At 63.9% G+C, this 21,568-nt stretch carries 15 protein-coding genes, 1 pseudogene and 1 riboswitch; of the genes and pseudogenes, 7 read left to right on the forward strand and 9 right to left on the reverse strand.

Annotated elements, in window-relative coordinates; all coding sequences use genetic code 11:
• Positions 1–166: 166 nt before the first annotated feature.
• The 4 genes from A6B35_RS16060 to A6B35_RS16075 all read right to left on the reverse strand — a co-directional run bounded on the left by A6B35_RS16060 (position 167) and on the right by A6B35_RS16075 (position 5,284).
• Positions 167–895 carry an adenylate/guanylate cyclase domain-containing protein gene (locus A6B35_RS16060; RefSeq protein WP_139032219.1) on the reverse strand — a complete coding sequence of 243 codons (729 nt, stop codon included), beginning with the start codon at positions 893–895 and terminating at the stop codon, positions 167–169.
• A 140-nt stretch (positions 896–1,035) separates the two neighbouring features.
• The gene (locus tag A6B35_RS16065) at positions 1,036–2,583 is read right to left on the reverse strand and encodes a S8 family serine peptidase (protein WP_065518214.1); all 1,548 of its coding nucleotides are present in this window, start codon (positions 2,581–2,583) and stop codon (positions 1,036–1,038) included.
• A 9-nt stretch (positions 2,584–2,592) separates the two neighbouring features.
• Positions 2,593–3,615, reverse strand: a complete 1,023-nt coding sequence (locus A6B35_RS16070; RefSeq protein ID WP_006203084.1) for a phosphatase PAP2 family protein — start codon at positions 3,613–3,615, stop codon at positions 2,593–2,595.
• A gap of 82 nt (positions 3,616–3,697) precedes the next feature.
• Positions 3,698–5,284, reverse strand: a complete 1,587-nt coding sequence (locus tag A6B35_RS16075; RefSeq protein ID WP_139032220.1) for an AfsR/SARP family transcriptional regulator — start codon at positions 5,282–5,284, stop codon at positions 3,698–3,700.
• Between the two features lie 508 nt (positions 5,285–5,792).
• Here A6B35_RS16075 and A6B35_RS16080 point away from each other — a divergent pair.
• Positions 5,793–7,322 (forward strand): winged helix-turn-helix domain-containing tetratricopeptide repeat protein, encoded by a 1,530-nt coding sequence (locus A6B35_RS16080; protein WP_006203086.1) that lies wholly within the window; start codon positions 5,793–5,795, stop codon positions 7,320–7,322.
• On the opposite strand, the gene A6B35_RS16085 is transcribed toward A6B35_RS16080, so the two are convergent.
• The 5 genes from A6B35_RS16085 to A6B35_RS16105 all read right to left on the reverse strand — a co-directional run bounded on the left by A6B35_RS16085 (position 7,298) and on the right by A6B35_RS16105 (position 14,022).
• Positions 7,298–7,630, reverse strand: coding sequence for a hypothetical protein (locus tag A6B35_RS16085; RefSeq protein ID WP_006203087.1), 333 nt, complete (start codon positions 7,628–7,630; stop codon positions 7,298–7,300). The two genes, A6B35_RS16080 and A6B35_RS16085, sit on opposite strands and share 25 nt — an antisense overlap.
• A 25-nt stretch (positions 7,631–7,655) precedes the next feature.
• Positions 7,656–8,066 (reverse strand): hypothetical protein, encoded by a 411-nt coding sequence (locus tag A6B35_RS16090; RefSeq protein WP_006203088.1) that lies wholly within the window; start codon positions 8,064–8,066, stop codon positions 7,656–7,658.
• Between the two features lie 79 nt (positions 8,067–8,145).
• Positions 8,146–11,244 (reverse strand): efflux RND transporter permease subunit, encoded by a 3,099-nt coding sequence (locus tag A6B35_RS16095; RefSeq protein ID WP_006203089.1) that lies wholly within the window; start codon positions 11,242–11,244, stop codon positions 8,146–8,148.
• A 76-nt stretch (positions 11,245–11,320) separates the two neighbouring features.
• The gene (locus tag A6B35_RS16100; protein WP_006203090.1) at positions 11,321–12,892 is read right to left on the reverse strand and encodes an FAD-dependent monooxygenase; all 1,572 of its coding nucleotides are present in this window, start codon (positions 12,890–12,892) and stop codon (positions 11,321–11,323) included.
• Positions 12,889–14,022, reverse strand: coding sequence for an efflux RND transporter periplasmic adaptor subunit (locus A6B35_RS16105; RefSeq protein WP_006203091.1), 1,134 nt, complete (start codon positions 14,020–14,022; stop codon positions 12,889–12,891). The genes A6B35_RS16100 and A6B35_RS16105 overlap by 4 nt, the downstream gene beginning before the upstream one ends.
• Positions 14,023–14,408: 386 nt before the next feature.
• A riboswitch (cobalamin riboswitch) is annotated at positions 14,409–14,616 on the forward strand.
• A 185-nt stretch (positions 14,617–14,801) separates the two neighbouring features.
• On the opposite strand from A6B35_RS16105, the pseudogene A6B35_RS37355 reads away from it, so the two are divergent.
• From A6B35_RS37355 to A6B35_RS16135, 6 genes and pseudogenes are all read left to right on the forward strand, one after another.
• Positions 14,802–15,569 (forward strand): annotated as a pseudogene (locus tag A6B35_RS37355) (ABC transporter ATP-binding protein); the annotation flags it as partial.
• 45 nt (positions 15,570–15,614) lie between these two features.
• The gene (locus A6B35_RS16115; protein WP_006203094.1) at positions 15,615–16,562 is read left to right on the forward strand and encodes an ABC transporter substrate-binding protein; all 948 of its coding nucleotides are present in this window, start codon (positions 15,615–15,617) and stop codon (positions 16,560–16,562) included.
• Between the two features lie 347 nt (positions 16,563–16,909).
• Complete coding sequence (locus tag A6B35_RS16120) at positions 16,910–17,896, forward strand: FecCD family ABC transporter permease (protein WP_081482172.1); 987 nt, start codon at positions 16,910–16,912, stop codon at positions 17,894–17,896.
• A 111-nt stretch (positions 17,897–18,007) separates the two neighbouring features.
• Positions 18,008–18,487 (forward strand): MarR family winged helix-turn-helix transcriptional regulator, encoded by a 480-nt coding sequence (locus A6B35_RS16125; RefSeq protein ID WP_040583026.1) that lies wholly within the window; start codon positions 18,008–18,010, stop codon positions 18,485–18,487.
• Positions 18,484–19,662 carry an HlyD family secretion protein gene (locus A6B35_RS16130; RefSeq protein ID WP_006203097.1) on the forward strand — a complete coding sequence of 393 codons (1,179 nt, stop codon included), beginning with the start codon at positions 18,484–18,486 and terminating at the stop codon, positions 19,660–19,662. Before A6B35_RS16125 ends, A6B35_RS16130 begins: the two co-directional genes overlap by 4 nt.
• A gap of 303 nt (positions 19,663–19,965) precedes the next feature.
• A complete protein-coding gene (locus A6B35_RS16135) occupies positions 19,966–21,501 on the forward strand; it encodes a DHA2 family efflux MFS transporter permease subunit (RefSeq protein WP_065518216.1) in 1,536 nt (511 codons plus the stop codon).
• Positions 21,502–21,568 lie beyond the last annotated feature (67 nt).

Consider the following 21,568-nt stretch of genomic DNA (forward strand, 5'->3'; position numbering starts at 1 on the left):
GGGTGACTGGGCAGTGGCCAACCCGAATGACTGCTTCGCGCCGCATGTCGGACATGAGATCAGCATTGCCACTTCCTGAAAGCCGACATACAAGAACCTCGCTGAGGGTCGTGGTTGCGCCAGGAGCCGCCATTTGGCCGAAGTAGGTTCAGCGTCAGCTAACGCCTCAAAGGCCGACATTTGCACGCGCCATAGTTCTGCTTCGCGAACACGGCCGACGCCAGTCGACCGACTGGCGATGAGCCAGTTCGGCGGGGGTTAGCCGCACAAGCTTGTAGGGGTCGATCGATGCAGTCGCCAGGCCAGCAAGGTGGAGGGTCGCACCGCTGACCATCACCAGCGCGTCGACGCCTGTGCCATTCTCCCTCTTGCCAGCCTGCTCGACGTGGCGGGCGAAATTTACCTCCGAGCCGACCAGAAAAGAGAAATCCCACTGGCGATCGTTGACGAACATCACCTCGCCGGAGTGTAAGCCGATCCTGATGCGGCGCGACAGGGAGCCCATTGAGCGCTTCCAAGCGTTGCCGAGCGAGATTTCCGGTACCAGTTCCGCGACGGCGGCCAGCGCCTTTAGCGCCGTTTCGCTGGGCGTCATTTCGCTCCCCAGCCAGAGAGCTAGCACGCCGTCGCCTGTAAAGTTTTGGACGATCCCCCCTTGGGCCACCACGACCTGGCGGGTCAACGTGAAGTGCTCGATCATGAACCGCGTGGTTTCGACCAGGCCAAGCGCGCTCGCCAAGCCGGTCGAGTCCTCCACGTCGGTAAACATGATCGTGGCGATGGCGCGCTGGAATTTCGTTTCACCCATGCCGAATGACGGGAGCACGCAGTCAGTCTGTGAATTCGTATAGGCAGTGATCTGATGCATTGGAGTCCGGTCCCCGAGCGGTTTCAATCGTCGCTCGAATATGACTGGACGGCGTAGGCGGATCGTAAGCCCGCCGGGGCGGGCACGTCAGAATTACGTCAGAAATCCATTCGGTCCCGGCTTTAGCGGCTTGCAGCCGACCTTTTTAGTCAAATTCGGCGGGATCCTCAGCTCAGCAACTTACGGAGGTCAAGCAGCCCCGCTCCAAACTGCTGATCGAACGATGGGACCCTTCTCTCGCAATTAGGGCTGTCCGGTAGAATCGGAACGTCAGCTTTTTCAAGCCAAGCCCATGAAACCTCCTTTGCGCCCGACTGGGTCATCTTCGCCTTGACCTCTAAGCCGTTGAGCGGCCTACCGGTGGAGCGATGTTTCGACTGCAACAAAGCGGCTGCTCCCGCGACGATGGCCGAGGCTGCAGATGTCCCGCCAAATACCGTGTAGAGCCCGGCGCGGTCTCTGCTTTCGACGTGCGGTGGCTGGATCCCTTCCAACTGTCCGCCGGAATAGCCGTGGTGGCCCGGGATGTCGGTGGTGAGCACGCCCTGCGGCGCGTATTCAACCTGGGGGAGCTTCTCGTAGATCTCGAAATTGTGGTCACGTGAACGCGGCGACTCCCTGTCCAGCCGTATTTGGCAGCGCGTACACACCTCCTGGTCGTCGGACGGCGCGGAAATGGTGACGGAATTGTCGGTCGGATCGCCGCTGTAGTTGGAATATGCTGAACGTCTCGCCAGATAGGTGGCGGCCGCCACCGCAACCACGCCGTTGCTTTCGCCCGCCTTGCTCGCCGGGTAGATCAGATGGTCGTAGCCATTGTTGCCGGCTGCGCAGATGATGGGGATTTCCTCGCTGATCGCCTCGAAAACCTTCTCGAAATAATCCCAAATTGGCTTTGCCTGTTCGACCGAAGTATATCTGCTGTCGCCATATCCAGAATAGGAACGGTGCGCTCGCCATGGATCGGGTACTTCCCGGGGAAAGTGTATGACTGAAACCTTCTGGTCGCGGGCATAGAGGAACGCCAGAATGAGCTGCGCTGCGTCGGGCCGTGCTGAAATCTCGATCGGCAGGAGTTCAGCGCCTGGGGCGACCCCCCAATAAGGTATTGCGCCTTCACCGTTGCTAAATTGCCTCAACTTCGCGGGCGAGGCCGCAGGGGCGCCGACCATCAGCCCAGCGCAGGCGGTCCCGTGCGCTGAGTAGCGCATACGCGAGGTCTCAGCAGTCTCCTGAATTACGCCGCGCCCATCTTTCAGTGCTCGAAGCAACGATTTCTGAACCTCGACTTCCTGCGCATTGTTTCTCGATTTGATCAGGCCTGCCGCCCATGCCCAGGTGTCGTCGCCCACAAAGCTCTTGCTCTGCTTTTTTTCCGGCCCTCGCAAGACGGGCAGTTGCTGCTTGGGTGTGACGTAGCTCAACCCGAAAGGGTGAGCGGCGAAGCTGACCGCATCACGGATACGAGGCTCGAGATTGGGATGGCTTGAGTTCACCCCCGTATCGATCTGGGCAATGACCTCGCCGTAGCCGGGCTTGTCAGTACCCAACAAATCCCAGGCGTCGGCCTCCAGCAGGTATGCGGCCTCGTGCGGCAACCGCGCTTCAGGGATGCGCGGACGATCACGTAAGGCGCCGATTGCGATCAGGTGCCACAGGTAGTGATACCAGTCATAACAAAGATGGCCTTCGCCCTTCTTGATGTCGTCCGTCATGGCAGCCACCTACCATTCGCTCTGGGCGCGTCGGATCGTTTCATCCATCGCGTCCACCAAGTACGGAGAAATGCGCGCAGCCAGTTCCTCGCCGGCATCGGTGTCGCTGGCGTAGTGCAGCCCGGCCCATTCCCTGTTCTCGGCCACCCGGCGGGCGCGCTCATAAAGCGCGGTTACGCCGGCGTGCTCGGGCAACATCCGTTGCAGAACGTTCGCCACCGCAAATGACTGAAATGAATGGTTGGACGGGTAGGAAGCGTGCGAAGGAACCGGAAGCGCCGGCCGCAGCCTCGGCTCAATAATGTTGGGCCGTGGCCGATTGAATCGATCTTTGTAGTTGAGCCCGATCTCCTCCGTGAGTTCAAGGATCGCAACAATCAATGCGCATGTCCCCTCGAAGCCCGCGAGAGTGTCTATTCCGAGCGGTGCCGTGTAGTCCAAAATCCCGAACGATGCCTGGCGGACGATCTCCTCGCGCCGCAGCGGGTCACCTTCCCTCCTCTTCTGCAGATCGATAAGCGCTTCTGTCTCCCTGAGGCTCTCTGAAGGTCCGGGCGGGGGATCGATAAGAATGTCCTCCCAGATCGCGCCGAAATATTTGTTGGCGACGCTTAGTCCGATCCTGTGCAAGGCACGCTTGTCGTGCCACGCCGGCAAAGCCTCCTCGCCAGTTTCGAAAGCCGTTTGCCCCCTGCCGCGTCCCCGTCCTCGTCCGCGCCCTCTGCCCCTGCCTCGACCTCGACCTGCGCTCGGCCCCGCCCGGAAGGCTGGCGAAAGGCGCATGACACCATCCACAGGGTCATCAGAAATCGTTATCACGATCTGCTCTTCTTGAATCGACAGAACGCTGCTCTTGGTCATCATAGACACGAAAGGATGCAGTTTTTCGCCGCCTTTATTTTTGATGTATTCCTCAAGAGATTTTTCAGGTTTTGCGTCACCCAATATCAGCGGATATTGCCTTATGTCCGATCCATTGACTAAGAAGCGGGCGTTAAACAGCTTGTTATTAAGATCAATTATCGACATCATGTCCACCCTCAACTAAATCTTCTAATTCGATCCGCGCCAACTGGTGGTCGGAGCCTCGACGTAACGCCTGCGGTGCGCAACGCTAGGGTGCGTACCTTGGCAGCGTTATCCGCGACAGCCCGCTCTTGATAACCGAAACTCCGAGTACGCCTGCAATTGGATAATTCTCCTCTGAAAGCAGCTCGAGCGAGAAATCCGGCTCCCAGGCGCGCAAGCGTTCGACAGTTCGAACTGCTTCCACAGTCTGCCCCAGATGCCCGTGGCAGGCAGCCGAGTATCTCAAAGCGGGTAGGTATGTGGGTTGCTGCGCAAGGACACGCTCGCCGTGACGTATCCCCTCCTCGAAGCGCCCGTTCAGAGTTGCCAAGATGCAGCACGTGGTATCGATGCAGTAACGATACAGGGGAGGCCCGCCCAGTGCACGTGCGCGCATCGCATCCTCATAGCCCCGCTTCACCTCGCCGAGATAGCCGAGCGTCAAGGCACGCATGTCCCAGCAAATGGCTTGTAGCGGGTTAGCGGCTATCGCTCGATCGGCGAGTTCCAGTGCCTGTGCGTATTCACGAAAGACGAACGAATGGGCATGAGCGGCCAACGCCAGGGTGATAGGATTGAAGGGGGCCACTTCGACGGCGCGATTGGCGCATTCCCGAACCTGATCGTGAAAGGTGCCCGAGCGGCCGACCCGTCTCTCGCCAAAGCGGGTAACAAACACAAACAGCTGCCACCCCAGATACGTGCTACGCGGGTCGAGCTCATATGCTTCGGCGAGCATGCGCTCCGCCGAATCTAGGTCCTTATCGCGCATGCGGAATACGTGTCGCAGCGCTGTCAATGCAAGCCGAGACGCCCGGTGTCGGGGCTCGTCGCGGATGGACTTAGGATCGAGAACGAACTCGAGGATCGAAAACACGATCTGATTGACCAACGACATCAGCTTCAGGCTCGCCGGGCCAGTCAGGTCGGCCAGCTCGAGAAAATCCGTATGCGACCACAAGAGCCGGCTGTCACCGGGCGCAATTAATGCAAATGTCAGGCCCACTACGTCGCCCACCACCGTTGCCCTGGTTTGCAACAGCCAGTCTGGTAGCGCAGTGTCAGGCGCTTGGGTCAGCGGTCCCTGCGCTTGAAAATCCACGACGTCGACCACTTCGAAATTCAGGATCGATCGAACCACCAGATCCAGGACAAGGTCGCTGACGGCCCTGTTAGCGGAGCCCTCCGTCCACCTGGCATCGCGAAGCAGGCCCAAGCATAGCCGCGACGAATTCAGAAGTGAGGCGCTTCGCTGTCCGGACAACTGATCTGCCGCGGCAACAGGAGAGACCTTTGCTGGCACTGTGCGAGGCCGGGGCCATTGGCTTCTTTGCTCACGAAGCCAATCCTCGAACTCTGGATCGCGAATATCGAGGCCCTCAAGCAGATCACGCGTGGCAGAGCCTTCGGGCGGATCGTTCAAATCGATGCCGATCGAAGCGACGTCGAGTCGAACCACATCACGATCGGTCGAGATTAGATCAAGGCCGGCGCTGCGGAGCGACTTCCGAACCTCGGACAGTTCCTGCCGCAAGCTTGCTGCACCCTGCTCCTCGCCGCGAGTGCTCCAGAGCTTGCTTTGCAGCCATTTTCGGCTCCGCGTACCGTTGGGTGCCAGGGCGAGCATGGCCAAGAGCGCTTTAGACCGTCTGCCATGCGGCGTGACGTCCGCGCCGTCCGCGTTCTCAATCGCGAATGGCCCAATCAATCTAAGGAAAGGGTGGCCATCCGAGTACACTAGCGGGCCCTCGCGTCCCCGTACCCTAATATATCATCCGCTAATATAAGTCTATCTGTAATTCTCGGCTTCCGTCAGGTCAAACCTACACGTGGCAAAGGATTCGAGACGGGATTTCTGCTGTCACGGAAGGACTCGGTAGCGACATCAAGCGGTCGTTCGATGTAAGCGGTCCCATTGTCTGAGTTGGGTCAGGTCACGACGATGCCCACACCAACCTGAATGTCCGATCTTGAATATTCGCAGCCCAAAGCTGCCGGTCTGCTCTCGGCCCAGTCCGGCCGTTCTAAAGCAGCCGCTCGAATTTCCCGCCTATGATGATAGGCGCTCTCGCGGCTCTCACACCGCCCCTTGACGTCCCCTCCATCCCGCATGTCCAATACGCCCCATCAGGGAGGTTCCGGTGGAGATCGCGACGCTCGACCAGGTCTTTCACTTCGGCGGCTACACGCTCGACCTCGGCAAGGGCACGCTGCGCCATGCCGACGGGCCGGCGTTCCTGCGGCCGAAAGCCTATGCGGTGCTGACGCTGCTGGCCCGGCATATGGGCCGGGTCGTGCCCAAATCGGAGATCATGGATGCGGTCTGGCCGGGCGTCTTCGTCACCGAGGACTCGCTGACGCAGTCGGTCCGCGAGATACGCAAGGTGCTGGGCGACGACCTCGTGCGCACCGTGTCGAAGCGCGGTTACATGCTGGCGGCCGAGGTCGAGCCGGCGCCCGAGATCGGTTCGCAGCCGATCGTGGCGGTGCTGCGCTTTCGCAACGAGGGTGGCAACCCGGCCGACGATCCGATCGTCGACGGCTTTGCCGAGGATATCATCAACGGCCTGGCGCGCTTCGGCACTGTCACGGTGCTGGCCCGCAATTCCAGCTTCTCCTTTGCTTCCTTCGCGCGCTCGGAGTGGCCGCAGATCCGCTCGCGCATCGGCGCCGACTATCTGGTCGAAGGCTCGGTGCGCCGGCACGGCGACCAGATCCTGGCCGCCGTCAATCTCGTCGACGCAGCCAATGCCAGCCAGCTCTGGGGCGACCGCTACCAAGCCGCCGACAGCGGCTTCTCCGCCATCCAGCAGGACATCGTCGAGGAGATCGTCGGGCGCCTGGCGAGGCGGGTCACCAATGCCGGCCTGCAGCAGGCGTCGCGCAAACCGGTCACCAGCCTTGCCGCCTATGAGCTGGTGCTGCGCGGCGTGGCCCTGGTTCGCGACCCCGCCCAGACCGACATCGAGGGCGCCAGGGCCTTCTTCGAGGCGGCCGTCGCCAAGGACCCGGCCTATGGGCTGGCCCATATCTATGTCGGTCTGACCTGCGCGCTGAAAGGCGAATTCGAAGAGTCCAGCCATGCCGATCTGGTCAAGGCGCGCGAGCACGTCGCCAGGGGCCTGGCGCTGTCGCCCGACCAGGCGACCGGCCATCGCATCCAGTCGCTGGTGCGCCTCTACATGCGTGAGCACGATGCGGCCGAGCATCATTTGCGGACCGCGCTCGAACTCAATCCCTGCGATGCCGACTGCATCGAGCAGATGGGCCTTGTGCTGACCATGCGCGGGCGCCCGTTCGAGGCGCTGGGCTGGCTGGCGCGCTCCATCCGCATCGATCCGATGATCCCGCACTGGTATCAGTTCGACCGCTCGATGGCGCTCTACATGATGGGCGACTACAAGCCGGCGGCCGAGGCGCTGGAACTTGCGACACGGCCGACGCCGTGGATCAGGACGCGGCTAGCCGCCTGCTACGCCCAGCTCGGCGCAATGGACGAAGCGCGCCGGCAGGCCGCCCTCATCAACGAGGGCGACCCCGATTTCTCTCCGATCGACTATGCGACCAAGGCCATGCCGTTCGAGAGCCCGGCCGACGCGGCACATCTGGCCGACGGCATCCGGCTGGCGCTTGGCGAGCAGGCGGGTCAATCGACGACCACGACGATATAGCGCCCCTGATAGGCCCGGTAGTAGGTGCCGCCGCAACGCCAGACGGCAAAGCCATTGACCTTGGTGCGGATGCAGCCGGTGGGTAACGTGGCGACCCAGGCGGTGGTGTGCCTCAGCACGCGCCATGCGGTGTTGCGCCGCGCGACGCCGGCAGCACTTCGCGGCGTCCAGGGCTGGCCAACCCGGGCCTCGGCGGCGCCGACCAGCGACAGGACCGGCACCGTGCTGCCGATGATCTCGACGGCCGCGAGGCCGATTGCGGCCGCGGCGGCGATCGAGCGGAATTTCTTGATGGATTTCGTAGGCATTTCTCTCTCCTGTTGGTTTCGACGTCTAGCGGGATGGCGCGGCGAGCCGGGCAGCGCCCGCCAATGCCGCGAGGTGGGCAACCACGAACAGGAAATGTGCCGCGGTCGTCACGTAGCCGACGGCAAGCACGTCGGCGGCGATGAAGAACTGCCAGAACAAAAGGTTTGCGGTTCCGAGCAGCAAATGGACGGCTGTCAGCAAGGCATGCCAGTTGCGCGAATAGGCGACCCGCCACATCGTCACCCCGATGATCAGGGCCAGGCCGTGCGCCTCGATGAAGCCGATGCCGGTGCCGGGTGCATTGGCGAGCAGCGTGGCCTCGGCGCCGACGCCGAAGAAGGAGCCGGCGATGTCGGTGGCCAGGCCGCCCGCCGATGCAAGCATCAGGAAGCCGGCGTTGACGCGGATGAGAAGATTTCCGAAAGCAGGCGACATTTTCTAATTCCTTTCGAGTTGAGTTGCGGGCAGGGGCGTAGCGGTCATCCGCCTAGCGTTTGCCGGGATGCCGGCCGCCTCAGGCGGCCAGCTGTTGCGGTTCGGCGATTGCCTCGACCGGCTCGGCGGCGGCGGTTTCCGCCGGCGCCTTGATGCGGAACCAGGTGACGTAGAGCGTCGGCAGGAAGACCAGCGTCAGCGCCGTCGCCACCACCAGCCCGCCCATCACCGCATAGGCCATCGGCCCCCAGAACACGGTCGGCGCGATCGGGATCATGCCGAGTATGGCGGCCGCCGCCGTCAGCAGGATCGGCCGCAGCCGGTGCTCGGTGGCGCTGATCACTGCCGCCCACGGCTCCTCGCCGCCGGCGATATGCTCGTCGATCTGCGAGATCAGGATGACCGAGTTGCGGATCACCATGCCGATCAGCGACATCACGCCGAGGATGGCGACGAAGCCCATCGGTGCGCCCGAGATCAGCAGGGCGCCGGCCACGCCGATCAGCGCCAGCGGTGCCGTCAGCAACACCAGGAACAGGCGCTGGATGCTCATCAGCTGCACCATCAGCACGGTCATCATGATGAACAGCATCAGCGGAAACACCACGAAGATCGAGGCCTGCGCCTTGGCGCTGTCCTCCATGACGCCGCCAAGGGCGACATCGTAGCCGGCCGGCAGGCTGGCCTCGAAGGCGGCGATCGGGCCCTCGAGCTGCTTCACAATCGCCGTGGCATCCGCGCCGGGCACCACGTCGGCCTGGACGGTGACCGTCGGCAGGCGGCCGCGGCGCCAGATCAGCGGCGGCTCGGTCTGGTAGGACAGCTTCGCCACCTGTTCGATCGGCACACGCTGTCCGCCGACGGCGCTGATCGTCAGCGTGCGCAGCGTGTCGATGCTGGCCCGCTCCTCAGGTATCGCCCGCGCCACGACATCGATCAGCCAGGTCCGGTCGCGCATCTGCGTGATCCTGGAGCCGGACAGCACCGAGTTGATCGTGTCGGACAAGTGCTGCGAGGAGATGCCAAGCGCACGCGCCCGGTCCTGGTCGACCTCGACCTTGATGACCTTGGCCGGCTCGTTCCAGTCGTAGTTGATGTTGCGTACGCTGGCGTTCTCGCCGATCACCTGCGCGAAGCGCTGCGCGATGTCGCGGGTCTGCTCGGCGTCGGGTCCGCTGACACGGAACTTCAGCGGCCAGCCGACCGGCGGTCCGAGCTCGAGCGGGGTGACGCGGCTCATGACGTCGTCGAAGCCGGTCGACAGCGCCTTCTCCAGCCGCTCGATGACCGCCTGCCTGACGGCATGGCCCTTGGTGACGACCACCGCCTGGGCGAAGAAGTCGTTGGCAAGCTGCGCGTCGAGCGGCAGGTAGAAGCGCACCGCGCCCTGGCCGACATAGAAGCTCCAATGGTCGATGTCGGGATCGGCCTTGAGCAGCGTCTCGACGCGCTCGACGGTCGCCTGCGTCGCCTGCAGCGAAGCGGTGCGTGGCAGCGTCAGGTCGACCATCACTTCCGGCCGGTCCGACTTCGGGAAGAACTCCTGCGGCACCAGGCCCATGGCCAGCACCGACAGCGCGAACAATCCCGCCGTGCCGCCCAGCACCACCCACTTCATGCGCATTGCGAGGTCGAGCACGGCGCGAAAGCCGCGCGAGAAGCGCGAACTGCCATGGCCGCCATGGCCCTTCAGGCGCTCGGGCAGGATCGCCACGCCGGTGAGCGGCGTGAACAGCACGGCGACCACCCACGACACGACCAGTGCGATGCCGACCACCGCAAACAGCGAGAAGCAATATTCGCCGGCGCCGCTCTGGGCAAAGCCGACCGGCACGAAGCCGGCGATGGTGACCAGCGTTCCGGTCAGCATCGGGAAGGCGGTCGAGGTGTAGGCATAGGTGGCGGCGCTTATCTTGTCGTGCCCTTCCTCCATCTTCGAGATCATCATCTCGACGGCGATCATGGCGTCGTCGACCAGAAGGCCAAGCGCGATGATCAGCGCGCCGAGCGAGATGCGCTGCAGCGAAATGCCGAAATATTGCATCGCCACGAAGGTGATGGCGAGCACCAGCGGGATGGCGACGGCCACAACGATGCCGGGCCGCCAGCCGAGTGCCAGGAAGGAGACGGCAAGAACGATGGCGATCGCCTCGCCGAGGCTCTTGGTGAATTCGCCGACGGATTCCTCGACCACATGCGACTGGTCGGCGACCAGCCGCAGATCGACGCCGGCCGGCAATTCGCGCTGCATCTCGGCGACCTTGTCCTTGACGTGCTCGCCTAGCGCCAGCGCATCGCCGCCCGATGTCATCGCGATCGCGATGCCGATCGCCGGCTCGCCGTTGAAGCGGAACTGCTGCTGCGCCGGGTCGGAATAGCTGCGCTTGACCTCGGCAACATCGCCCAGGCGGAAGTAATGGCCATTGGCGTAGAAGTTGATCGCCTTCAGGCTCTCTTCGGAGGTGAACTCGCCGGTGACGCGGATGGCGATGCGCTCAGGGCCGGCATCGACCGTGCCGCTCGGCGTCAGCGCGTTCTGCGCCTGCAGCGCCTGCGACAGCGAGCCGACATCGAGGCCGAGGGCTGCGACCTTCTGCGTCGAGAATTCCAGATAGATCTTCTCGTCCTGCTGGCCGACCAGATCGACCTTGGCGACATCCGGCACGCGCAGGAAATCGGCGCGCAGGCCGCTCGCCAGATCCTTCAACTGGCGGTGGCTCAAGCCGTCCGAACTCAGCGCGTAGATCAGCGAATAGGTGTCGCCGAACTCGTCATTGTAGAATGGGCCCTGGACGCCGGACGGCATGGTCGACTTGATGTCGTCCATCTTCTTGCGGACCTGGTACCAGAGCGGCAGCACCTCGGTGGCGCCGACCGTGTCCTTCAGATTGACGAACACCACGGATTCGCCGGGCTTGGTGTAGCTCTTGACGTAGTCGAGGTTGGGAAGCTCCTCGAGCTTCTTCTCGATGCGGTCGGTGACCTGCTCGACCGTGTCGTTGGTGTCGGCGCCTGGCCACATCGTCTTGATCACCATGGTCTTGATGGTGAAGGGCGGATCCTCCTCCCGCCCCAGCGAGGTGTAGGCCCAAAGCCCGGCAAGCGCTGCCACGACCATCAGATAGAGCACGAAGCTGCGGTGCCGGATGGCCCAGTCGGAGAGGTTGAAAGAGGTCATGGCTTTGCTCCCTCAGCCGCAGCGCCTCCGCGCCGCCGGCTGTCAAAAAGACGATTGGTTGACGAGATGCCGGCCTTCAGGCGGCCGGCAGCATTCTCTGGTTTTTCGGCCAACTGGCGGCCTGTCGCCGCGGCTTGATTGCCAGGGCGGCGATGTAGCGTTCAAAGGCCTGCGGGTCCTGCGTGCCGGCGGCCAGTGCGACGTGGCCGTCGGGTCTGACGAGATAGGCGCCGTCGCGCTGCAGGCCCGCGGACTTAGCCCTATCCGACCAGGCGAAGACGTGGACGGAAATGCCGTTCCCGGCGAGCATCTCCAGGAACGCGGCATTCGCCTCGCCATAGACATGGACCTGCCAGTCGAGCGATCGTAGCGGCTCGAAATTGTCGCTGCTGCCGGACGCGACATAGGGCAGGCGGTCGCCGCCCTGTATCGCGCCGGCCTTGCCGCTGCTGATCGCGCTGGCACGATACTGGATCCGGGTCTGCGAGATCATGCCGAAAAAGGCACGCGATCCGGCAGCCGTCCCAAGAACCACGCGCAGGATCTTCGGCATCAGATAGCGGCGGAACAGGCCGACCAGCCGCGAGCGGCTGGTGGCGACGCGGAACACCTTGTCCGTGCTATCGATCAACAGCCTGGCAAAGGCGATGCGCTCCGGCTCGTAGCTGTCCAGCAGGCGCTTGTCGGCGCGGCCTTGCAACACTGCCGCCAGCTTCCAGGCGATGTTGACCGCATCGCCCATGCCGGTGTTCATGCCCTGGCCGCCGGCCGGACTGTGGATATGGCCGGCGTCGCCGGCAAGGAACACGCGGCCGACGCGGAAGCGCTCGGCAACCCGGTGATGCACACGGTAGGTCGAGAACCAGTTGACCCTGGCCACCGTGATGCCGGTGTCGCGCTCGACATCGGCGCGGATCGCCTCGAAGGTGATCGTCTCGTCCGCCTCATGCGCCTTCGGCACCACGCCGATCAGTCGCAGCGAACCGGATTGCCTGACTGGCATGACGATGGCGAAGCCATAGGTGCTGACCGTGGTGTCCATGCCATTGCGGGTCACCGCGCCGCTGCCATCGACGTCGGCGACGTAGAAGGACTGCTCATAGGTGCCGCCGGGAAAGCCGATGGCGAGCCCATGGCGCACGGCGCTGCGGGCGCCATCGCAGCCGACCAGATAGGCGGCACTGATGGTCTCGGTCGCGCCTTGCTTGTTCAAGGTGGCGACAACCGTGCCGCCCGTGTCCTCGAAGGCGACCAGTTCGGTGTTGCGCTCGACCCTGACACCGGCCCGCTCGAGATGCGTGATCAGGATGCGTTCGTGAATGTCCTGCGGCAGCGCGAACGCAAAGGAGTATGGGCTGACGCCCTGGCCGAAGTCGCTGAGCGGAAGCCTGGCGGCGATGCCAGCCGGTGTACGCACCGTCAGTCGCTCGACCCTGACGCCGGCGGCGAGCACGTCGTCGACGATGCCGATCTGGCTGTGGAACTCCAACGTGCGGGCCTGGACAGCCAACGCGCGCGAGGTTTCGCCCGGGCCTGCATCCTTGTCGAAAATACGCACCTGGACGCCGAGGCTGGTGAGCCACAGCGCAAGCGTCAGTCCGGTTGGGCCGGCGCCGGCAATCAGCACTTGAGTCTGCGAGGCACTCATCTGGTTACTCCTTCGGGGAGGCGAACCTTTTCGTGTTCGCGAAGCCGGTTGACGCCGGCGGTGACGACAATGTCGCCTTCGGCAAGGCCGTCGCTGACGACGACGCGGTCTGTTTCGTAGCGGGCAATGGCGACAGGCTTGAGTTCCACGGTCGAGGACGCGGCAACCACCCAGACGGCCGGCTTGCCGTCCTTGTCGAACAGCGCGCTTCCCGGCAGCACCACGACAGGGGCGCTCATCGTGTTGACGCGGCCGGCGACGCTGCTGCCGAAGCGCATTTCGTTCGGCGCGTCGCGCAGCGCGACCTTGACCTGGAAGGTGCGGGTCGCGGCGTCGGCCATCGGCGAGATTTCACGAATGATGCCGATCGTCGCGATCGCCGGATTGCTCAGCAGCGAGACCTTGATTTCAAGGGGACGCCTTGCATCCTCGCCGGTCGAGAAGGCTGCTTCGGCGATCGAGAAGACCGCGTCGCGGGCAGCAGGGTCGGCGACGCGCGCCACCATCTGGCCGGCATTGACGACCTGGCCCGCTTCGGCGCCGGTCGCGGTCACCACACCATCGAAATCGGCATGCAGCTCGGTGTAGGCAAGCTGGTCCCTGGCCATCTCGAAGCCGATCCTTGCCGATTCAAGCTTTGCCTCGGCCGAACGCAGGCCTTTCATCGTTGCATCGTAATTGGCCCGTGTCGCAAAGCCCTTGGCAAGAAGCGCTCCGATGCGGGCCTCGGCGGCACTGGCTTCGACCAGCACGGCCTCGGCGGCCGCGACGTCGGCCTTGGCGCTGGCGAGGCGGTTGCGATAGTCCTGGTCTTCGATGCGGGCGAGCACGTCGCCCTTGTTTACCATCTGGCCGACCTCTGCCGTGCGTTGCACGAGCTTGCCGGACAGCCGGAAGCCGAGATCGCTTTCGCGCTGCGGCCGGATCTCGCCGATGGCGATGCGTTCGTCGGCCTGCCGGGCTGGCTTCACCGCCATGGCCCTGACAAGCTTGGCTTCGGGCACGTTCGGTTCGACCGCCGCGGCCTCGCCCTTTGCGCCATACCAGACCACCGCGGCGGCGCAGGCAAGTGCAGCCACGGATGCAGCGACGAGACGATGCTTGCCGCGCCTGTTGTGGAAGAGTGTCATGTTGCCTCCATACCCGATGTTGCGGCCTGCGCCGGGCAAGGGCGCGTTAGCCGAAGATCCCATTGGCTGGAGAAGAACCGGGAACGCTTGATGCACGATTGCAAGGAGCTCGAAGACCAGCCCGTCCTGACCAGCACGAGCTTTTTCGCCTTTTCGGCCCCTGAAATCCCGATCGGGTTCTGAAAATTTTCCGATGTTTTGGCGACCGGCGGCCAACGCGTAGGCCGGTCGATTCGCCTAGGCGTCGAGGGAAAGCGGAAAGCATTGCTCCGCCGGTGTTGACAGCATATGGCAGCGCTTGTTACGTAATGTTATTACATATGCAGCCTACGGTAGGCGAACCGATGCCTGCAATCAAAAAACCATTGCGGCGCGATCGGGGGAAACCTACGGTAGAAAATGATGGTCCCCGAGTCGAAAGGCGAGGGGTGAAAAGGGAACACGGTGAGACCGTTCTTTGGTCGAGGCCGTGGCTGCCCCCGCAACTGTAAGCGGCGAGCAACATCCGCAAATGCCACTGGCCGGCAAGGCTGGGAAGGCAGGATGAAGCCGAGACCCGCGAGCCAGGAGACCTGCCATCAGCATGAGTTGACCGGACGGGGTGTGCCGGGAGGAGACGCCATCGGTCTGTCGTCCGATCGGCCCAGCTTCCTTCCGTCGCCAGTTTTGGAAAGTGACGGAACTTTGGAAGCCACCATCCATCGCATCATCGTGTGCTCGCTGTGCCGCGATTCAACCGGGCTGGCTCGCATCCCCGCTTCGAGGCCGGGGCTGAGCCGATGATGCTGCTCGAAGCCCGCGACGTGAGCGCGACGGCGAATGGCCGCCGCCTGGTGAATGGGGTAAGCCTGTCGGTCGCAGCAGGCGATCGCCTGGCCATCATCGGTCCCAACGGCGCCGGCAAGACCACGCTTTTGCGCATGCTGTGCGGCGCGCTGCAGCCAAGCACCGGCGAGGTGCTCCTGTCGGGACGCCGTCTCGACCGGATCACGCCGGCCGAGCGGGCGCTCAACATGGCCGTCGTCGGCCAGACCGACCAGCCGGATCCGCGGCTCGCCCTGATCGACTATGTCGAGCTTGGTCGCGTCCCGCATGCCGGCATGAGGCGCCTGCGCGAAGATCGAGACATCGTCGTCGTGGCGCTGCGTCGGACCGGCCTGCTGCCGCTGCTCGGCCGCAGCATCGGCTCGCTCTCCGGCGGCGAGCGCCAGCGCGCGCAACTGGCTAGAGCCATCGCCCAGGAGCCAAAGATACTGTTCCTCGACGAGCCCACCAACCATCTCGACCCGCGCGCCCGTGGCGAGCTGCTCGAACTGGTCGCCGGCTTCGGCATGAGCGTGGTCGCGGTGCTGCACGATCTGGCGCTGGTGGCGCCCTTCGCCACCCGGGTCGCGGTGATGAACGAGGCCCGGCTGCATGCGCTGGCGCCGCCGCGCGAGGCGCTGACGGAAAAGCTGATCCGCGACGTGTTCGGCATCGACGTGTTTCGCCTGCGCCACCCGACCGAGGATCGCGAGCTCACCGTGTTCGACGTTCCCGCGCCTCCTCGCCATCCTGAACCGACTTTCCATGCACCCAAGGAGCCATGCCTCGTGAAACGCCTCGCCCTCTCTTTTGTCCTGTCGCTGTTTACCTCGGCGACGTTCGCCTTTCCGGTCACCGTCGACAGCTGCGGCAAGAAGCTGACCTTCGCTGCACCGCCGAAGCGCGCCGTCATTCATGATCTCAACATGGCCGAAATGGCCTTCGCGCTGAAGCTGCAGCCGTCGATCGTCGGCCTGACCGGCATCACCGGCTGGTACAAGGTCGGCCCCGAATTCAAGGCCGAGCAAGGCTCGATCCCGGAACTGGCGCCAAAGTACCCGACGCTGGAAAACCTGGTCGCCGTCGAGCCCGATTTCTTCTTCGCCGGCTGGTACTACGGCATGAAGCCGGGCGGCGAGGTGACGCCCGACACGCTCGCTCCGCACGGCATCAAGACGCTGGTGCTGACGGAAAGCTGCGTCCATCTCGATAAGAACCGTCCCGCCGCCTCGATGGACCTGCTCTATGGCGACGTCGAAAAGTTGGGCAAGATCTTCGGTAAGGAAGCCGAGGCCGACAAGCTTGTTTCGGGCTGGAAGGCGCAACTGGCTGCGATCACGGCCAAGGTCGGCAGCGCCAAGGGCACGCGGGTGTTCCTCTACGATTCCGGCGAGGACAAGCCGTTCACCGCCGGCAAGTTCGCCATACCCAGCGCCATGATCACCGCCGCCGGCGGGGACAACGTCATGGCCGACATGGAGACGAGCTGGGGCACGACGGATTGGGAGACGGTGGCGGCGCGCAACCCGCAATTCCTGATCCTGCTCGATTACCAGGATGGCGGCGGCTACAGGAAGCTGCTCGAATTCCTGAAGGCACACCCGGCCATGAAGGAAACGGACGCAGTCAAGAACGAGCGTTTCGTGGCGCTGCGTTATGCCGAGCTGACGCCCGGACCCGCCAACATCGAGGCGATCGGCAAGATCGCCAAAGCGATGCATCCGGAAGCGTTTTAAGGATTGGGTGGGTCGGGATTTTTCCATGACGGATCGCCTGCCTTGGAGATTGGCCGAAACGCTCGTGACGTCGTCATCCACGGGCGGAGCAAGGAGCGAAGCGACGCAGCGCAGACCCGAGGATCCATGCCGTTACGGGCAGGCGCCGCTGCGGTGCAGAATTCTGCTCCGGGGCACCCCGCGCGCGCAAGGTCACGGCATGGATCCCAGGGTCTCCGCGACGGAGCTTCGCTCCTGCTTCGCCCTGGGATGACGAAGTTGCGGAGACCTCGGCCAATCTCAAACGCCGGCGTGGCGATGACGTGTCCAAGAACGTGAATCGGCGCCACAAGGCGTTCACACCGGCCATGATGGCAGGCGCGGCGCTGGTTGCCGCGCTCGCCTTGCTGTCGATCGCCTATGGTTCGACGGTGATCGCGTTGCCGGATGTCGTCGCAGCACTGGCGCATGCGGTCGGGTTCGATACGCATTCGGTCTCCGGCCCGGTCGGCAAGATCGTCGTCGACCTCCGGCTGCCGCGCACGCTGCTGGCAATCGCGGTCGGCGCCGGGCTGGGTGTTGTCGGCGTATTGCTGCAGACAGTGACCCGCAACGATCTCGCCGATCCGTTCCTGTTTGGTCTCTCCTCGGGTGCCGCCGCCGGCGCTGTATCCGTCATCACCGTCTTCGGTGACAGTTTCGGCATCTGGACCTTGCCGGTCGCCGCTTTCACCGGCGGCATGCTGGCCGCGGCCGTGGTGCTGTTGCTTGTCTCGCGCGTGACGGGGCAGGGCCCCGAGCGCCTGATCCTTGCCGGGCTTGCCGTCTCCTTCATGTTCACCGCGCTCACCAACTATCTGGTCTTTGCCGGCGACCAGCGCGCCGCCCATTCGGTGCTGTTCTTGACCATGGGTGGGCTCGGCCTGGCGCGCTGGGATAATATTGGTTTGGCAGGGCTGGGCGCGGGCATCATCCTTGCCTATGGGCTGTGGAACCATCGCCGGTTCGATGCCTTCCTCGCCGGCGAGAACGCCGCCGAAAGCCTCGGCGTGCCCGTGGCGCGCATGCGCCGCACCACCTTTCTCGTCGCCGCCCTGTCGACCGCGATCCTCGTCTCGGTCGCCGGCGTCATCGGCTTCGTCGGCCTGATGATTCCGCATCTCTGCCGGCCATTGGCCGGTCCGTTGCATCTGCGCCTCATCGCAAGCTCGGCGCTGTTCGGCGCGGTGCTGCTTTTGGCCAGTGATCTTCTGGCCCGCACGCTGCTGCCGCCGCAGGAACTGCCGATCGGCATCATCACCAGCTCGCTCGGCGCCTTCTTCGTCGTCACCATGCTGATCCGCAACCGCCTGTGACGGGACAACAGAGCCACAGGCGATGGTCTCCGCTCGCGATCACGGCGTCGTGACCGTATTTGCATGGCTGCCTACGTTGAATAGTAAGCACGCTTATTATATATGCCGCTCATGGTTTCCGACGGCATCGACAGATTGGGATTTTTGATCCACGACGTGCAGCGCCTGATGCGCAAGCGCTTCGAGGCGCGCGCCAGCGGTTTCGGCCTGTCCTCGGCGCAATGGCGGCTTCTGGTCCGCGTCGCCAAGGAAGAGGGCGTCGCGCAGGCACGACTCGCCGAGCTTCTCGAAATCGAGCCGATCAGCGTCTCGCGCCTGGTCGATCGCATGGAGGAGGGCGGCTGGATCGAGCGCCGTTCCGACGCGACCGACCGCCGCGTGCGCATGATCTTCCCGACCACCAAGGCAAGCGAGGCCTATAACCACGTCAAGAGCCTGGCCGGTGAGGTCTACGAGGAATCGCTTGTCGGCGTTTCGCCGGAAGATCGCCGTGTCCTGATCAGGGCGCTGGACACCATCGTGCGGAATCTTGCGGACGGCGAGGCGTCGTCCCTGGAAAAAGTCAGGAATACGGAAGGCGCAGCAGCATGAACGCGGTAGCCAAGATAGACGAAAAGGTCACCGAACTGGAAATGGAGGCGCCGGCTCAGCCGGCGACGGCGCCCGTGGCGGTCGCGCCCCCGCAGCAGCCGGCGCCTGTCGCGCCGAAGAAGAAGCGGCGCCTCGGCCGCTCCCTGTTGATGATCGCGCTGCCCGCGGCGCTGATCGCTGGCGGCAGCTATGTCTGGGTTACCGGCGGCCGCTACCAGGAGACCGAGAACGCCAATCTGGAGCAGGCCAAGGTGTCGATCGCCTCCGACACGGCAGGCCGTATCGTGACGGTCGACATAGCCGATAACCAGCTCGTCAAGCAGGGCGATGTGCTGTTTGCCATCGATCCCGAGCCCTATCGGATCGCGCTCGCCCAGGCTGACGCGGCGGTGGCCGGCGCGCGCCTCAATGTCGAGCAGCTGCGCGCCGCCTACAGCCAGTCGATGGCGCAGGAGAAGTCCGACACCAGCGAGGTCGATTTCGCGCAGTCGCAATATGACCGCGCCGCCGATCTCGCCCAGAAGGGCATCAACGCCAAGTCGTCGCTCGATCAGGCCAAGAACGATCTCGACAAGGCCAAGCAGCAGCTGGCGGTCGCCGAACAGGGCATCATCAGCGCCAAGGCCGCGCTTGGCGGCAATCCGGACATCGAGACCGACAAGCACCCGACCGTGATGGCCGCGCTCGCCGCGCGCGACAAGGCCGCCTATGATCTGGCGCAGACCACGGTCAAGGCACCAGCCGATGGCGTCATCAGCCAGGCATCCTCGTTCAAGGTCGGCCAGTATGTCGGCTCCGGCACGCCGCTGTTCTCGCTGGTCGAGACCGGCGACACCTGGATCGACGCCAACTTCAAGGAAACCCAGCTTACCAACATGAAGCCGGGACAGAAGGCCGAGATCGTCGTCGACACCTATCCGGGCAAGACCTTCGCGGCGACCGTCAAGGCGATCGGCGCCGGCACCGGCGCGGAGTTCTCGCTGCTGCCCGCCCAGAACGCCACCGGCAACTGGGTCAAGGTCACCCAGCGCATCCCGGTGCGCCTGGAACTGACGGATCCCGACGCCAGGATGGCGCTGCGCACCGGCATGAGCGTGACCGCCACCGTCGACACTGGTGTGGCGCGTGGGCTGCCGAAGATCTTCGGCCATGCCACGGCTGGCGAGGCGCAGTAAACGGATTTCGTGCGAGGCGGCGGAAGCTGCGTCTGACAAAACCAAGGACAGGAGACAGGCCGGCGGGGCGAAGGGCGAGGATTGCGACGGTACTGCCGGCCAGCCTCGACATTCGACTTCGGACCCGACGGTCCACAGGGTTCCGGGCGGCTGGCGCCCGCGAAATTCGAGACGCTCTGGTCGATGTAACCCCCACATCGATGGTCGCGTCCCACCGCGATGAGGGTCTCTCCACACGGGACGGCCTCGCCGCCCGGAAACCCTTGTCTACACGTTTTTGATACCGACTGGAAGTTCCGCATCATGAGCACCCCAGAAGCCTTCAAGGAAGTGCCGCACCGCGGCCTGATCACGGTTGCGCTGATGCTGGCGACGGTCATGCAGGCGCTCGACACCACGATCGCCAACGTTGCGCTGCCGACCATGACCGGCGATCTCGGTGCCTCGCCAGACAACATCAACTGGGTGCTGACGTCCTACATCGTGGCCGCTGCGATCATGACACCGGTCACCGGCTGGCTGGCCGACCGGCTCGGCCGCAAGGAACTGTTCCTGACGGCGGTGGTCGGCTTCACCATCTTCTCCATGCTGTGCGGTCTGGCGTGGAGCCTGGAGACGATGGTGTTCTTCCGGCTGATGCAAGGCGTGTTCGGCGCCGCGATCGTGCCGCTGTCGCAGACCTTCCTGCTCGACATCAATCCGAAGGAGCGCCACGGCCAGGCGATGGCCATCTGGGGCGCCGGCATCATGCTGGGGCCGATCCTCGGCCCGACGCTCGGTGGCTGGCTGACCGAGAATTTCAACTGGCGCTGGGTGTTCTTCATCAACCTGCCGGTCGGCATCGCCGCTTTCCTCGGCATGGCCGCCTATTTGCCTTCCGTTGCCCGGCGGATACGCAGCTTCGATTTCTTCGGTTTCGCCATGATCTCGCTTGGCGTCGGCGCGCTGCAGCTGATGCTCGATCGCGGCGGCGAGGTCGACTGGTTTTCCTCGGTCGAGATTTGGATCGAGCTCGGTCTTTCGCTGACCGGCTTCTGGGTGTTCATCATTCACACGGTGACGGCGGAGCACCCGTTCATCGACCCCAAGATCTTCCTCGACCGCAATTTCGTGACCGGGCTGGCGTTCATCTTCGTCATGGGCGTGCTCATCCTGGCCAGCATGTCGCTGCTGCCGCCAATGCTGGCAACCATCTTCGGCTATCCGACCATGACCATCGGTGTCGTCATAGGTCCCCGCGGTATCGGCACGATGATTTCGATGCTTTTGGTCGGCCGCATCATGCACAAGGTCGATGCCCGCGTCCTCGTTGTCATCGGCTTCCTTTTGACCGCGCAGTCGCTCCACACCATGGCGAGTTTCACGCCGCAGATGGACAATTGGCTGATCCTCAGCTCCGGCATCATCCAGGGCCTGGGAATGGGAATGGTGTTCGTGCCGCTGTCGACCGTGGCTTTCGCGACGCTCGACCCACGCTACCGCACCGATGCCACGGCGCTGTTCAGCCTGGTGCGCAATCTCGGTTCGTCGATCGGCGTGTCGGTCGTGACGGTTCTCCTGGTGCGCAATATCCAGGTCAACCACAGCGAGCTCTCGGCCTTCATCAACCCGTTCAATCCCAATCTGTGGGCGGTCTCGCCTGCCGCGGCGGGCGGCGACCCAACGGCACTTTCGGAGGTCGACGGGCTGGTCAATATCCAGGCGATGATGATCTCCTACGTCAACGACTTCAAACTGCTGATGATGATGACGCTGCTTGCCGTCCCGTTCGTCTTCCTGCTGCGCAAGCCAAAGGCCGGTCCGGCCGCAGGCGGCGCACCCGCCGCGCATATGGACTGACGTTTGCGGATTGGCGCGACGTAGCGGCCGCGCCTGCATCCGGACTCAAAATCGTGACCCGGGAACA

The organism is Mesorhizobium amorphae CCNWGS0123, assembly GCF_001686985.1.
Lineage (GTDB): Bacteria > Pseudomonadota > Alphaproteobacteria > Rhizobiales > Rhizobiaceae > Mesorhizobium > Mesorhizobium amorphae.

What these genes read in the sequence shown, in the direction of transcription:
- A6B35_RS16065 (WP_065518214.1), bottom strand. Translation starts at nt 2,583, where the DNA reads ATGACGGACGACATCAAGAAGGGCGAAGGCCATCTTTGTTATGACTGG.
- A6B35_RS16070 (WP_006203084.1), bottom strand. Translation starts at nt 3,615, where the DNA reads ATGATGTCGATAATTGATCTTAATAACAAGCTGTTTAACGCCCGCTTC.
- A6B35_RS16085 (WP_006203087.1), bottom strand. Translation starts at nt 7,630, where the DNA reads ATGCCTACGAAATCCATCAAGAAATTCCGCTCGATCGCCGCCGCGGCC.
- A6B35_RS16090 (WP_006203088.1), bottom strand. Translation starts at nt 8,066, where the DNA reads ATGTCGCCTGCTTTCGGAAATCTTCTCATCCGCGTCAACGCCGGCTTC.
- A6B35_RS16095 (WP_006203089.1), bottom strand. Translation starts at nt 11,244, where the DNA reads ATGACCTCTTTCAACCTCTCCGACTGGGCCATCCGGCACCGCAGCTTC.
- A6B35_RS16100 (WP_006203090.1), bottom strand. Translation starts at nt 12,892, where the DNA reads ATGAGTGCCTCGCAGACTCAAGTGCTGATTGCCGGCGCCGGCCCAACC.
- A6B35_RS16105 (WP_006203091.1), bottom strand. Translation starts at nt 14,022, where the DNA reads ATGACACTCTTCCACAACAGGCGCGGCAAGCATCGTCTCGTCGCTGCA.
- A6B35_RS16120 (WP_081482172.1), top strand. Translation starts at nt 16,910, where the DNA reads ATGATGGCAGGCGCGGCGCTGGTTGCCGCGCTCGCCTTGCTGTCGATC.
- A6B35_RS16125 (WP_040583026.1), top strand. Translation starts at nt 18,008, where the DNA reads ATGGTTTCCGACGGCATCGACAGATTGGGATTTTTGATCCACGACGTG.
- A6B35_RS16130 (WP_006203097.1), top strand. Translation starts at nt 18,484, where the DNA reads ATGAACGCGGTAGCCAAGATAGACGAAAAGGTCACCGAACTGGAAATG.
- A6B35_RS16135 (WP_065518216.1), top strand. Translation starts at nt 19,966, where the DNA reads ATGAGCACCCCAGAAGCCTTCAAGGAAGTGCCGCACCGCGGCCTGATC.